This window comes from Rhodococcus sp. WAY2, from assembly GCF_009859915.1.
Lineage (GTDB): Bacteria > Actinomycetota > Actinomycetes > Mycobacteriales > Mycobacteriaceae > Rhodococcus_F > Rhodococcus_F oxybenzonivorans.
This window is the reverse complement of the sequence record NZ_CP046572.1, coordinates 1,349,774-1,363,451: the sequence shown is the minus strand read 5'-3', so window position 1 is coordinate 1,363,451 and position 13,678 is coordinate 1,349,774. Positions and strand designations below refer to the sequence as shown.

At 65.3% G+C, this 13,678-nt stretch carries 12 protein-coding genes and 1 pseudogene; 6 read left to right on the top strand and 7 right to left on the bottom strand.

Features of this window, described 5'->3' with window-relative positions; all coding sequences use genetic code 11:
• Positions 1-238 precede the first annotated feature (238 nt).
• On the bottom strand, positions 239-1,165 hold the full coding sequence (locus tag GFS60_RS06405) for an MBL fold metallo-hydrolase (protein ID WP_159919737.1): 927 nt from the start codon (positions 1,163-1,165) through the stop codon (positions 239-241).
• A gap of 219 nt (positions 1,166-1,384) precedes the next feature.
• Between GFS60_RS06405 and GFS60_RS06400 the strand changes: the two genes are divergently transcribed.
• Complete coding sequence (locus tag GFS60_RS06400; protein ID WP_159919735.1) at positions 1,385-2,002, top strand: TetR/AcrR family transcriptional regulator; 618 nt, start codon at positions 1,385-1,387, stop codon at positions 2,000-2,002.
• Positions 2,003-2,609: 607 nt separating this feature from the next.
• Here the strand turns inward: GFS60_RS06400 and GFS60_RS06395 are convergent.
• Both GFS60_RS06395 and GFS60_RS06390 read right to left on the bottom strand, forming a co-directional pair.
• Positions 2,610-3,527: an alpha/beta hydrolase gene (locus GFS60_RS06395; RefSeq protein ID WP_159919733.1), complete on the bottom strand. Its 918-nt coding sequence runs from the start codon at positions 3,525-3,527 to the stop codon at positions 2,610-2,612.
• A 110-nt stretch (positions 3,528-3,637) separates the two neighbouring features.
• On the bottom strand, positions 3,638-4,153 hold the full coding sequence (locus GFS60_RS06390) for a tautomerase family protein (RefSeq protein WP_159919731.1): 516 nt from the start codon (positions 4,151-4,153) through the stop codon (positions 3,638-3,640).
• 518 nt (positions 4,154-4,671) lie between these two features.
• On the opposite strand from GFS60_RS06390, the gene GFS60_RS40100 reads away from it, so the two are divergent.
• A complete protein-coding gene (locus GFS60_RS40100; RefSeq protein WP_159919729.1) occupies positions 4,672-5,034 on the top strand; it encodes a hypothetical protein in 363 nt (120 codons plus the stop codon).
• 101 nt (positions 5,035-5,135) lie between these two features.
• Here GFS60_RS40100 and GFS60_RS06380 read toward each other — a convergent pair whose 3' ends face one another.
• Positions 5,136-6,923 (bottom strand): AMP-dependent synthetase/ligase, encoded by a 1,788-nt coding sequence (locus GFS60_RS06380; RefSeq protein WP_159919687.1) that lies wholly within the window; start codon positions 6,921-6,923, stop codon positions 5,136-5,138.
• Positions 6,924-6,997: 74 nt separating this feature from the next.
• Between GFS60_RS06380 and GFS60_RS06375 the strand changes: the two genes are divergently transcribed.
• Positions 6,998-7,198 carry a hypothetical protein gene (locus GFS60_RS06375; protein ID WP_159919727.1) on the top strand — a complete coding sequence of 67 codons (201 nt, stop codon included), beginning with the start codon at positions 6,998-7,000 and terminating at the stop codon, positions 7,196-7,198.
• A gap of 102 nt (positions 7,199-7,300) precedes the next feature.
• Here GFS60_RS06375 and GFS60_RS38970 read toward each other — a convergent pair.
• The 3 genes and pseudogenes from GFS60_RS38970 to GFS60_RS06365 form a co-directional block, all read right to left on the bottom strand.
• Positions 7,301-7,520: pseudogene (locus tag GFS60_RS38970) on the bottom strand (enoyl-CoA hydratase); the annotation flags it as partial.
• 774 nt (positions 7,521-8,294) lie between these two features.
• Positions 8,295-9,308 (bottom strand): NADP-dependent oxidoreductase, encoded by a 1,014-nt coding sequence (locus tag GFS60_RS06370; RefSeq protein WP_159919725.1) that lies wholly within the window; start codon positions 9,306-9,308, stop codon positions 8,295-8,297.
• Positions 9,305-9,730, bottom strand: a complete 426-nt coding sequence (locus tag GFS60_RS06365) for a nuclear transport factor 2 family protein (RefSeq protein WP_159919723.1) — start codon at positions 9,728-9,730, stop codon at positions 9,305-9,307. Before GFS60_RS06365 ends, GFS60_RS06370 begins: the two co-directional genes overlap by 4 nt.
• A gap of 399 nt (positions 9,731-10,129) precedes the next feature.
• Between GFS60_RS06365 and GFS60_RS06360 the strand changes: the two genes are divergently transcribed.
• From GFS60_RS06360 to GFS60_RS06350, 3 genes are all read left to right on the top strand, one after another.
• Positions 10,130-11,134 carry an NAD(P)H-dependent flavin oxidoreductase gene (locus tag GFS60_RS06360; RefSeq protein WP_159919721.1) on the top strand — a complete coding sequence of 335 codons (1,005 nt, stop codon included), beginning with the start codon at positions 10,130-10,132 and terminating at the stop codon, positions 11,132-11,134.
• Between the two features lie 2 nt (positions 11,135-11,136).
• On the top strand, positions 11,137-12,045 hold the full coding sequence (locus GFS60_RS06355; protein WP_159919719.1) for a crotonase/enoyl-CoA hydratase family protein: 909 nt from the start codon (positions 11,137-11,139) through the stop codon (positions 12,043-12,045).
• 426 nt (positions 12,046-12,471) lie between these two features.
• Complete coding sequence (locus GFS60_RS06350) at positions 12,472-13,617, top strand: acyl-CoA dehydrogenase family protein (protein WP_159919717.1); 1,146 nt, start codon at positions 12,472-12,474, stop codon at positions 13,615-13,617.
• The last annotated feature ends 61 nt before the right edge of the window (positions 13,618-13,678 follow it).

Below are 13,678 nucleotides of genomic sequence, written 5' to 3'. Positions count from 1 at the left end.
CCGGTGGCGTTGGATCTTCCCTGATCCGGTGCGTGGAATCTCCAGTAGGGCAATGAAATTCAGCGGGGACTTTGAAGTGGGACACCGCCGCCGCACAGCGACTCCGTAGATCGCCCTCATCAATACCGGTGTCATGTGCTGCTGCGACGACGAACGCGATGGGAACCTCTCCGATCGCGTCGTGCGGCGCCGCGACGCGCTCAGGCACCTACAGGTATGTCAGGAAAGCAGGATTTCGTCACGGGACGAGGTCGGCTGCTGAGCTCCCCGCGTCGCGAAGCGCGATGACACTCAGGGCGGAGAACTCCAGCGACCAAAGATTGCCGTGGTGTGGGTACTTGGTCGACATTTCGTCGATGAGGTCTTCAGCGCCCTTCGCGGTCTCGTAGGCGGCCGCGAAGTCCTGAATGTAGGCGCGGGTCTGCGCGATCATCGACTCGACCGCGTAATCGTCGCCGTCGGGCCGGCGGTGGCCGGCCACGATCATCCGAGGGTTGAGCTTCTCTACCAGGTCCACGGTTTCGAGCCAGTCCTGCCACTCCTTGGGCGTCGCCAGGCCGAGCATGGGGTGGATCTCGTTGTAGACGGCGTCACCGGCCACCACGGCATCGATCGCCGGGATGTGCACGATCGAGGTCGGGTGGATGTCGGCCTGCTTGACCTCGATGATCTTCAGTGGTGAGCCGTCGACGTACAGCGTGTCACCCTCGATCGGGTCCGGGAGCGCATCGCTGACGACGCAGGCGTCGCCGAACATCATCGCCCACTGCTGACGGTGTTCCTCCATATTTTCCTTCATGGCCTCGACGACATGGGGCAGCGCGACACACTTCGCCTCCGGGAACCGCTCCATCAGGGGACCGATGCCGAGGTAGTGATCGGCATGCGCATGCGTGACGTAGATCGTGGTGAGTGTCTTCCCGGTGCGTTCGATCAGGTCTCCGAGATCCCGGACGTCGTCCTTCAGGTACTGGGCGTCGATCAGAACTGCCTCGGTCGGGCCGCTCACGATGGTGGCGGTGGTCGGCGAGAAAGTCCCGGTGGGCATTTCGGGCCAATTGTGCGGGACCCGGGGCCAGCGGCCGACGTAGGTCGTCGCGCGGATCGGCGGTGCAGCCGGTGACGATTCCGAGCCTGCGCTAGGTGAGTGAGCGTCGATGGTCACGTAGTACCTCCAGGGTTGGGGGTTGGGCAGCGCGTCTTCGCGGGGCGTGGGGTCGGCGGCGGCCTGCTAAGGGAGAGACGGTATATCAATAGAGAGTAGTCTCTATCACAGGGTTGGACAAGAGTAGGAGCGACCACCCAATCCATCAACCAGACCCCCGGCGTGTGATTTAGTGCTCGCTTGATGTGTGAGATAGCGCTCGCTCGCTATTATCTTGGTATGACAGCAACGAAAATCTCCCCGCGCGAGCGCCTCCTGGCGGCCGCGGATGATCTCTTCTTCAAGGAGGGCATCCGCGCTGTGGGAATCAACCGCGTCCTGGAAGAGGCGCGGACGCCGATCATGACGCTGTACCGCCACTTCGGCTCGAAGGATGGGCTGGCCGCGGCATACCTCGAGCGTCACGGCGAGCGTTATGCCGAGGAGGTCGCCGGCGAGGTCGTGCGACGTGCGTCCTCGCCGCGGGAGAAGATACTGGCGACCTTCGACATCATCGGTGAACGGCTCGAAAAGGGAGACTTCCGGGGCTGTCCATTCATCAACGCGACCGTCGAGATGGCGTCACCGGACCATGAGGTCGCGAAGATCGCGCGCCGCTACAAGGAGGCCGGGCGGCAATGGTTCGCCGAATTCGCGGCCGAGGCCGGGGTGCCTGATCCGGCAGGACTCGCTATCCAGCTGACGGTGCTGTTGGACGGCGCGGCCGCGGCCGCGGCCCTGTATCAGGATTCCTCGGGTGCCATGTACGCCCGCTCGGCTGCCGGGGCCCTGGTCGACGCCGCGCTGGCCGCCGGCTCGACCGGCTCGACCGGCGACGACGTGCGCGATCGTCGGTAGCAGGACTGATCCGGAGCAGGAGGTAGTCGCCGGGCGCTTCGGGCTGTTGCGTACCGGCGCGTCAGCAGCGGGGTGCGTTCGCCCTCGCCGGCGTATGGGCTCCGGTCGGGCCGGGGATGTTGCCTGCGGCGGAGGGTGCAGGCGTTCGGCGTCCGGCTAATGTCGATCCCGCAGCCACGGTGGGCACCATCACGAGTGGAACGACGGCCACCAACGAGGCGACGGCCCGCGGCCGAACCTGTCGGACGCGGCCTCAGCGGCTACGTAGGCGAGCAGCGCCGCGATCGGCACGTCGTGCGGGTAGGCCTGCCACGACGGGTTGCGTCCGTGCTGGACAAAGCGATCCGGCACTGACGGCGACGACGAGCAGGCCATAGATTGCGGTCGGCGCACCGTTCCGACGCCGCGCGATCACCGCGAAATCGGCCACCGACGAAGGCCAGGCTGGTGACGGCGCGTCCGCCGGCTGCCCGATGAGGGGGCCTGTGCCTCGAGACAGCTCGAGGCGTTCGGCGTCGACCACGGACAGCGTCGCGGCGGCCTCTCCTCGTGCCCGTGCCTTGCTGGGGGAACGAAGTGAGACCGCCGCGATGACAGACCCTTGATCTCAGGCTGGTGCCGGGACCACCTTCTGCGCCAGGTGTTCGAGGAACCACTCGCGCGCCGCGCCCGAGGAGAGCTCGAAGGGGTGACCGGTGTATGCGTCGAAGTGGCCGCCGGGGATCGAGACGAGGCGCTTGGGCTCGGCCGCGGTCTCGTAGGCCTCCTTGGCCCACTCGGCCGGCGTCACGATGGTGTCGTCCTCGGCAACCACCATCAGCAGCGGGGTCGGAGCGACGAACTCGAGGAACTCACCGGCCTCGTAGCCCAGCTCGGTCGAGCGCAGCGTCACCTCGTTGCGCCACGCGGTGCCCTCGTAGGCGGAGAAGAACTCGTAGGCATCGGGCGTCGGCATGACGGCCGGCTGTGTCGGGTCCGCGGTGACGACCGGGATCATCGCGGGCGCCTCTCCTCGGGCTCGCGCGAGGCGATCGGCGGCCTGCCCGTCCCAGGCGGCCTGCCAGAATTCCTTCGGAACGTTCGCCTCGAAGGTGCGCCGCCCTGCGACCGCCGGCACCTGACCGCACACGGCCTTCACGCGCCGGTCGATCGCCGCGACGACGAACGCGTTGCCGCCCGCGTAGCTCGAACCCCACACCCCGATCCGTGAGGAGTCGACATCGGGCCGGCCCTGTGCGTAGGTGATCGCGTGCTGGTAGTCGCGGACCTGGTCCCACGGGTCGATCTCCTGCCGGGGCTTGCCCGGTGCCGTGTCCGAGGCCCCGAACCCGCGGTTGTCGTAGACCACGCAGGCAAGCCCCGCGGCGCTGAACGCCTCGGCGTAGGGTTCGAGACCCATCTCCTTGGTGCACGAAAATCCGTGCGTCATGATCACGCACGGCACTTCACCGGACACGCCTTCGGGCTTGTAGAACCAGCCGCGCAGCGTCACACCCTCAGCGTCGAACTCGATATCTTCACGCATTGGCTTTTCCCTCAGTAACTGTCATGTGGATTGCTGGGTCAGAACCGGGGTGCGTGCCGCGGCACGCACCCCGGTTCTGGGTCAGGTTGGTGGGTGAGACGGTGCCGGTTTCAGGCAGTCGCCACACGTGGGTCGTTGTTCAGTTCTTCGGCGTTGTACGGCGAGCTCCGGTTGTCCTCGAACCAGCGTCGCTCTGCCGCGGAATGGGGGGGCGGCGGCGTCATGCCGTCGATTCTCCAGGTTTCGAACGGCGCGGTTTCGACGTGGAACTCGCATTCGTATCCGCGGTCGGCGATGTACGGCTCGAGCAACCCGTTGACGTTCTCGAAGTACCGCCGGAGGATCTCCTCGACAGTGATGCCCGCGAGGGCGGCGGCCCCCTCGTTCGTACGGGCGATGTGGACGACCTCGATCTGGACGAACTTGTCGCGCGACTCACCGCCGACGAAGAACGAGTCCGCCTTGATCTCGTGGAAGACCACTGAGGTGTAGAACCGCGGCAGCTCGAAGCCGAAATTCTCCCGCGCCCAGTCAGACGAGTAGATGTTGGTGATCTTGCTGGCCAGATCAGCCTTCTCTTCGGATGTGAACGCATTCTCCGGGGTAAACAGCTGCCACAGTGGCATGGGGGTGCTCCTTCTACTTGATGGGCGGGTGAAAGCAAAACGGCTTATCACCGGCGCACGCCGGAAACGCTCGGCCGGAATGACTTCGTCTTGCGGATTCCGCCATTGTGTGATTGTGCTGAGCTGGTGATCGGGCGTCGGTCAGCTCCCTACGGCACGCCCTTAACGGTAGAGTGAGCTATCTCTCTTGTCAATGATGTGCGTGGACTTCATCACAGAAGGTCCGGGTCACTGCCCGCGAGGCGCGCAGGGGGTCCGCTGCCGGCGAAAATTGTCACACCCCCGACCGTCGCGCCATCTGGGTGCGGACCGAAAGGGATTGCGGCACTGATGTTCTAGTGAGCGGTGCCGGATGCGTGTGCCGGCAAGCGGCCGCTCGGTTCCGCCCGAGCTGGTGGGGTTCCCGCGCCGCCACGAACTCGCATCGACAACGACACCGCCGCGCTGAGGCACGTCGGCGGCCGCCAGCAACCGCCGTCTGGTCGCCGCATGCAGGAAACATCAGCGTGAGGGCGTGGGTGGCCGGGCCGAGCGCACTGCTGAAAAGCAATGTGCCGGTATCGAATCAGGTGACCGGGACGGCGCGGGACCAAGGTTGTTCGGGATCGACCGGTGTCCACGACGACGGCAACACCGCCGGGGATCGTCTGGACGGCGATCGTCATCGACAATTATCGCCGGGCTGGGCGGGGACACAGCATGCGCACCGAGGCCGAGAAAATGGGTATGACTGCCGCCACGCGGAGCAGAAGAGCTGGGCGATCGTGCGGATCGTGATCGGCTACCACCGCTACGACACCGAGGCAGAATTGTTGGAGCTCAACTGGTATGGGCGCTGCGGTCGTTTCTGGCGAACTACTTTCACCCACAGGAGAGGCTGATCTCCAAGCCCTGGGTCGGGGCGGCTCGACGATCAGCAGTGGGACCCGGCGTGTGTTTCGCCGGTGGGGTTGTGGGAGCTGTTTCCGCGGTGGTGCGATGGTTACTTCGCGTAGAGTTCCTCGATTTGTGTGGCGTATTTGGTGACGACGTTTCTGCGTTTGATCTTCATGGTGGGGGTGAGTTCGTCGCTGCCGGGTAGCCATGGCTCGGCGACGATCGTGAATTTTTTGATTTGTTCGACGCGGGAGAGGTGGCTGTTGGCGAGTTCCACACCGGCCGCGACCTCGGCGATGGTGGCGGGATCGTCTGCCGCTTTCCCGGCGGCGCCGTCGGGGTCGAGCGTGATCAGGGCGACGTTGTAGGGTCGGCCGTCGCCGATGCACGCCGCCTGCCCGATCAGGGGGCTCGAGGATCTGAGCCAGGTCTCGATGTTCGCGGGCGACATGTTCTTGCCGGCGGCGTTGATGATGATGTCCTTCTTGCGGTCCACCAGCCGTACGTAGCCGTCGTCGTCGATCGTGCCGATGTCGCCGGTGTGCAGCCACCCCTCGGAATCGATGGCCTCGGCGGTCTGCTCGGGCTTGTTGCGGTAGCCCCGCATCACGGTCTGGCTGCGCACGAGGAGCTCTCCGTCGGGAGCGAGCTTGACCTCGAGCCCGGGGATCGGTACTCCGACCGTGCCCACCCGGTTGCGGTCCTTCGGGTTGACGGTCATCACGCAGGACGTCTCGCTCATCGCCCACAGCTCGCAGATCGGGATCCCGACGGCGGCGAAGAATTCGAACACATCGCGCGGGGTGGGCGCCGATCCGGTCAGGAACCATTCGGACTGGTCCAGCCCGAGCTTGCGGCGGATCTTCGAGCCGACGAGCGTGTCGGCGATTTTCGCCTGCAGGTCGAGTATCGGGCCGACGGACCGCCCGTCCTGCTCGGTACGGGCCTTCTTGATCCCGGTGTCGATGGCCCAACGCGTCAGCGTGCGGCGCGCGACATTGGGGTCGGCGTCGATGTCCGCCTCCACGGCCGCCTTCGCCTTCTCCCACATCCGCGGCACCGGCAGGAACACCGTCGGGCGAAGCTGCTGCGCGATCTCCATCACCTTGCGTGCGTCCGCGCACGTGGTGACGGTGAAACCCCACACCGCCAGCGGCGAATAGTGTCCGCTCCACCGATCACCGATGTGCGCGGCGGGCAGGAACGAGATGGTGCGGCCCCCCGGCGTGACGGGCAAGATCTGCTGCAGGGCGCGGATCTTGGTCATCATGTTGTGATGGGTGAGTTCGACTCCCTTGGGCGGTCCCGTGGTGCCGGAGGTGTAGATCAGGGTGAGGACGTCGTCGGGGCGGACCGCCGACCAGGTTGCCTCGAAGTCGAAGTGCGGGTCGCCGCCCGCCTCCACCTCCTCGAGGCTCAGGGTGCCGTCCGGTGCGCCGTCGACGACGATGAGGTGATCGATCGGGGTGCCGCCGTCGCGGACGGCGGTCAGCCGGTCGACGAACGCACGCTCGGTGATCACGATGCGGTTGCCGGCGTCGGCGAAGAGATACTCGATCTGATCGTGCGCCGAGGTGTTGTAGATCGAGAAGGCAAGGGCACCGAGGTGCATCGCAGCGAGGTCCACCAGATGGAACTCGGGCCGGTTGGTGAGCATGATGCCCACCGTGTCCCCGCGCTCGACGCCGAGGGCCGCGAGACCGGCCGCGACCCGCCGCACCCGCTCGGCGAGAGTGCCGAACGTCAGCGAGACACCGTCATCGGCGGTGCGCACGGCAACCTGGTCCGCGCGGGCGGCCGCGGTGATCTGGAACGCCTCGCACACAGTGTTCGCGTGCAGCGCGCGTTCGAACGCCTCACCGGTAGATGTGTCGGCGGTGCTGGTTGCCTGCATGTGTGATGTCTGCCTCTCGCGTAGTGCCACAGCCGCTACGATAGAGAGCGATCACTACCGCGTCAATACCGTGAGTGACATGGGGTGACGACACCGTGGGCGCTCTTCCGTCGCGGGTCCAGATCCTGCCACCGTGTCTTGGTGCCGACCGTTTCGATGATCTCGAAACCTCGTTGTCCGCGCCGATCCTCGATCACCCCGCCACCCACGCGGAGCGGATTTCCCGCAATCAAGGCGTCGCCGCAGTCACGGGGTTGTCGTCGCCCGAATTCTGAGCGTCGTGGCGCCCTGGCGCTATGAGACTCAGGTGGCGAGCGCCCGGGTCTCATGTGCGGTTTTGGTGGGGGTGTCAGTTCGGTGTTGCGGGCAGTCGGGGGTCAGGGTTGGTGCGCGATCCAGTCGTTTGTAGAACTGCGGCATCTCGGAGGCGCGCCCGTGGAAGTCGGGTTTGCGTTTCTCGAGAGGAAGGCGGCGACGCCTTCCTTGCCGTCGCCGATGCTGGTCCAGAACATGGCGAGCGAATCGATCCGGTGGGCCTCGTCGGGGTGCGTCAGCGTTGCGTCGCACCATTTGCCGGCTCAGGGCATGGGCGATCCTGATGTGAGTCGACGGACGCCGGCCCTGGGCGCCCTCCCGGTCGGATGGCGACGGCCCTCGTCCTTTCTTGCCTAGCGGCGACGCTCTCGTGGTTCAGGCGCAAAGGAAGCGGAAGCCGTCGAGCGCGATCCGGTCACCATCGGCGTCTACGGCATGACCGCGTTGTGCACGCCGCGTTCGTGTGCGACGAGCACGGCTCCAGAGTGGACTGCACACCACTCAGCGTGGACGAGTGTTTGTTCGCAGGTGACGCCGACGCGGGTATACGTTCGCAAACTTAAGCGTCTCCTCGTGAGCGCAGTGGGATTCAGGAATGATTTGCCACAAACGCTCGATGAAGCTGGGCCTTGTCAGGCCGAAGTGAACGAGGATCTCTTCGTCGCTAGGGCCCCCGTATGGAGCCCACCTACTGGCGAACTCGATGAGGAACTCCGCGTCGGTGTCGCGGTGCTTGCGCGTACGGTCGACCTCGACCCATGCGGCATGTCGCCTCTGAAGCCGTCTGCGATGCTCGTGTGAATTCATGGATGGAAACCATCTACTCGGGCCGCGGGAGGCCATTCAATTTATTTGGTCGCGCCCCCCGCAAGGTGTGAAGGCGAGGGCCCCACCCATTTCGAGCCGACGCACACGGCCGGCGCCGACGATCGGCTGGTCAAGACACCGCGGCGGACTGGCTCGGTCACGACGCCAGTCCGCCGCGGTGTTTCGGCGTCGCGAAGCTCGCGGTGTCAACCACCGCTCGATCGTGTCGCCGATGCCGCCTGCTCGAAGTCAGGACGGGTCGGCCACGTGAATCATTCGCTTGCCGACATTGTTCCCGTTGAGAAGCCCGATGAGGCCTTCCGGAGCCTTCTCGAGTCCCTCGAGGGTGTCCTCGCGGACCTTCAGTGAACCGTCGTCAAGCCACCCCTCCAGCACCTTCAGCCCCTCGTCCCACCGATCGGCGAAGTCTGTCATCACCAGGAATCCGCGCATCGTGATGCTCTTGATGATCAGCACGCCGGGGACACCACGCGCACCGCGCACGGGAGTGGTGGTGTCGTACTGCGAGACGACGCCGCAGCAGACGACGCGACCGCGGTACGCCATGGACCCGAGAACGGTGTCGAGCGTCGTGCCACCGACGTTGTCGAAGAAGACGTCGATGCCGTCGGGACATGCTTCGCGCAGTGATTTCCGGAACGATTCGTCACGGTAGCTCACCGCCGCGTCGAATCCGAGTTCCGACGTGAGCCACTCCTGCTTCTCAGGGCTCCCGCAGATGCCGACCACACGACACCCCTGCAGCTTCGCGATCTGCCCGACGAGGGTGCCCGTTGCGCCGGCCGCCCCGGAGACCACGACGGTCTCCCCCGGCTTGGCCTCGCCGATGTCGAGCAGGCCGAAGTAGGCGGTCAGGCCGGTGATTCCCAAGACGCTGAGGTAGTTGGACAGTGGCCGGTTCGGAACGATCCGACGCAGGCCACTCGGCTCGGCGACGACGTAGTCCTGCCATGCAAGATCACCGGCGACGATATCGCCGACCGCGAAATCATCGCAGCGACTCTCCACCACCTGGGCGAGCGAAAACCCGGGCATGGCATCGCCGACCTGGATCGCAGCACGATAGGTGGCCGCCTGGAACCACGCGCGTTGCGCCGCGTCCATGGAGATCCACAGCACCCGACACAACACCTGCCCGTCGCCCGCCTCAGGCCGGTCCGCGGTCTCGAACGAGAAGTGGGAAGTCTCCAAATGTTCGCTGGGCATGCCCGCGACGCGCCACGTCCGGTTCAACACACTCATGAGACGACGACCCCCGAGATACGCGGAAGGAAGGTTCGCAGTCCCTCGTAGTGCATGACCTTGAGCGTGTCGAGGTGCTCGACGACCTCGGTGATCTTGCCGTCACGCCCACGCGCGAAGAGCACGTACTCGTTCACGTATTCCTCATCGGTCGCCGCGACGGTCGAACGGCAGGTGAAGCGGGCCACGCTGTATTCGCCGTCACCGAACTCGTGATGAATGTCGACCTTGAAGCCCGCGGACTTGTTGTAGGGCCCCAAGGAGATCTTGTTGAACTGCAGGACGGCGTCCTTGCCCTCGTGGGTACCGCCGATCCGACCCAGGGTGACAGGCAGTGTCCAGCTGATGTCGTCGGCGTACAGTTCCTGCATCGCCTCGACATTGCCCAGCGCGCGCGCCAGGTCTCCTGCAAGCGTATTCATGTGGTGCTCTCCTTCAGACGAGGCTGGATTCGCGGGCCGACCCAGTGCTCGTCACGCAGGTTGCACCGGGGCACCCCGCAATTCGGTCGGCGATTCAACGATAGAGAGCGTTCGCTTTCACGTCAATTATGCGACCATCGGCCGGCATCGCGCTCAGCAAGGCGCATCCTTGACGTGATAGTACTCACTCTCTATCGTATGAGAGCGGCGGAGGCATGGGGAGCGAAAATGGCGACTTCCCCATGACGCCGGTCGGTTCCAACGTGTCTCGCACACCCTTCTCGCACTGCACCTCTCGGTGCATCGAATGCTCGGGTGGCTCCGCCGGGTGGGCTGATCAGCTCTTTGACGCGAACAACGCACGTGCCCGGCCGGGCTCGGCACGAATGAAAGGACGCCATGCTCTCGACACGGTTCACCGAGGAATTCGGGATCGAGCACCCCATCGTGTGCGGTGGAATGACCGCCGTCGGCACCGCCGACCTGATCGCGCCGGTGGCCAACGCCGGAGCCCTCGGGTTCCTCACGGCGCTCACCCAACCGACTCCGGAAGCCCTGGCCAAGGAGATCGCACGCTGCCGAACCATGACCGACCGCCCGTTCGGCGTCAACCTCACGATCCTTCCGACGCTCACCCCCGTGCCCTACGACGAGTACCGCGAAGCGATCATCGACAGCGGCATCACCATCGTCGAGACGGCCGGCGCCAACCCCGCCGAGCATGTCGCCGCGTTCAAGAAAGCGGGCATCAAAGTCATCCACAAGGCGGTGGCCGTGCGGCACGCCCTCAAAGCGGAAGCGCTCGGCGTCGACGCAATCAGCATCGACGGCTTCGAGTGCGCCGGCCACCCGGGCAACGACGACATCCCCGGCCTCGTCCTCATCCCCGCAGCCGCCCGCAAGGTTCGGATCCCCCTGATCGCCAGCGGCGGCTTCGCCACCGGCAGCGGCCTGGTCGCCGCCCTCGCCCTGGGCGCATCCGCAGTCAACATGGGCACCCGCTTCGTCGCCTCCACCGAAGCCCCCGTCCACCAAAACGTGAAAGACCAGATCGTCGCCAACGACGAACGCGCGACCCAACTGGTATTCCGCGAGTTCAACAACACCGCCCGGGTGGCCCGCAACACGATCTCGGAGGAAATCGCCCGCCGCTCCGCACAGCCCGGCGCCACCTTCGCCGACGTGGCCGACCTCGCCTCCGGAGCACGTGGACGCGACCGCGTCCTCACCCACGGCGACATGCACGACGGCATGTGGTGGGCCGGCCAGGCCCAGGGCCTGATCGACTCCGTGCAGAGCTGCCAGGACATCGTCGACGGCATCATCGACGAGGCCGACCGCATCATCACCGGCCTCGGCCACTCCTTTCCGGCAGCCGCCCGTACCGCATCCCAGGCGGTCTGAGCATGGACTTCCAGACAATCCGGCACGACGTCACCGACGGCATCCTGACGATCACCCTGAACCGACCCGAACACCTCAACGCCTTCACCGTCACGATGGCCGAGGAACTCGAGCACTCCTTCCGCACCGTCAACGATGACGACTCCGTCCGCGCCGTCATCGTCACCGGCGCCGGTCGGGCGTTCTGCGCCGGCATGGACCTCAGTCGCGAGGGCAACGTGTTCGGCCTCGACGAGCAACGCACACCGGGCCTGAGTGACATGGCCGACCTCGACGACCCGGCCATCGCAAAGGTCCGCGACACCGGCGGCCGCTGCACACTCGCCATCCACGACTGCCGCAAACCCGTCATCGCCGCCCTCAACGGCCCAGCTGTGGGCATCGGCGCCACGATGACACTGGCGATGGACCGCCGACTGATGTCCACCTCCGCCCGCATCGGACTCGTCTTCGGCCGCATCGGCATCGTGCCCGAGGCCTGCTCGACCTGGTACCTACCCCGACTCGTCGGCCCCTCCGCAGCGCTCGACCTGGTCCTGCGCGCCGACATCCTCGACGCCCAAGCCGCGCTGGGAGTCGGACTCGTCGACGAAATCCACCCCGGCGAGGACCTGCTCACCCAGGCCGTCGCGGTCGCCGACGCCTGGACCCGGGACCGCTCCCCCGTCGCCGTGGCGCTGAGCCGGCAAATGGTACGACGCAACGCCACCCTGACCCACCCCGACCAGGCCCACCGGATCGACTCGCTCGCCATGTTCTGGACCAGCATCGGCGACGGCAAGGAAGGTGTCACCGCCTTCCTCGAGAAACGCAAACCCGACTTCCACGGGCGCGCCTCCGAGATGCCGCAGTTCTACAACGACTGGATCGCGGACCAGACCTCTGCTTCAGCGCCTGTGCACCCGAAGTGATGCGGTCGCGACCGCTCGAGGGTGAGATTCGCTCCGCGTCACTGTGATACACACCGAATTCGCGTGGCGCACGTGTCGGGGCCGTTGTCGTGCGGGGCCGGACCGCCCCGGGCGGTCCGGCTAATGGATGGGGCAGTCGCTCCATGCTCTTGCCCTGTCCGCTGATAGAGACTACTCTCTCTTACCAACGCCCACGGCATTCGAGATCGCGCTGACATGCGATCTCATCGTGGCAAGCCCGACGGCGGGATTCGGGCTGTCGAGACGGTGGTCGGTCTGACTCCGTCCATGGGCGGTTCGTCGAGCCCGGCGGGCGTGGCCCGCCCGCGAATTATTTATGTCCGCCGACCTGCGCAACGCCGTGCGCAGCTTACTTACCGACGGTCCGGCGCATGACTGTCAACCACGCCTGAAAGGTACTTCCATATGCGGCGCAGTTTGTTCGATTCCGATCACGATGCGTTCCGGGATTCGGTACGGGAGTTCGTCAACCGTCATCTGGTGCCCAACGAGGAGAAGTTCATCGAGCAGCGCTACATCGATCGCGAGATCTGGCTCGAGGCCGGCGCCAACGGCTACCTGGGTTTGGAGGTCCCCGAACAGTACGGCGGCAGCGCCGCTGGCGACTACCGGTTCAATGCCGTACTCGGCGAAGAGCTAGCCCGCTCCAGCGCCGCGGCCGCATCGTCGTTTGGTATCCAATTCGACGTCGTCGCACCATATCTGGTTACCCTGTCCACCGAAGAACAACGACAACGCTGGCTACCGAAATTCTGCACCGGCGAACTCATCACCGCCATCGCCATGACTGAACCATCGGCCGGCTCGGACCTGGCCGCGTTGAAGACCACCGCCGTCAAAGACGGCGCAACCTGGGTTATCAACGGCTCTAAGACTTTCATCACCAACGGCACCCAAGCTGATCTGATCATCGTGGCTACCCGCACCACACGGGAAAAGGGCTCCAAGGGCATCACCTTGTTTGCCGTGGACGCCGACACTCCCGGCTTCACCCGCGGCCGCAAACTCGACAAGGTCGGCCAACCCGAATCCGACACCGCCGAATTGTTCTTCGAAGACGTCCGCGTCGACGACACGGCCATTATCGGCGAACTCGACCGCGGATTCATCCACATGATGAACCTGCTCCCCCAGGAACGCATCAGCGGCGCAGTCGCCTACCTCGCCCACACTCGCCGCATCCTCGAAGAAACCGTTACCTACGCCCAGGAACGCAAGGCGTTCGGTAAGACCATCGGCTCCATGCAATGGAATAAATTTCTGCTCGCCGAACTGGTTACCAAACTCGACGTCGCCCAGGCTCACGTCGACGCCTGCGTGGCCGCCCACATCGCCGGCGAATTAACCGCCGTCGACGCCGCCAAGGCCAAGTGGTGGAGCTCCACCGTCCAAAACGAGATCCTCGACCACTGCGTACAAATCCACGGCGGCTACGGCTACATGAACGAATATCGCGTCGCGCGTGCTTGGAAAGACGCCCGCGTCACCAAGATCTGGGCGGGCTCCAACGAAATCATGCGCGAAGTCATCGGCCGCGATCTCGGCCTCTAAAAGGAAGCACGACCGTAAGTGTCCGGATTATCCCGGCCACGTTCAACACTCGGTGGTGTTC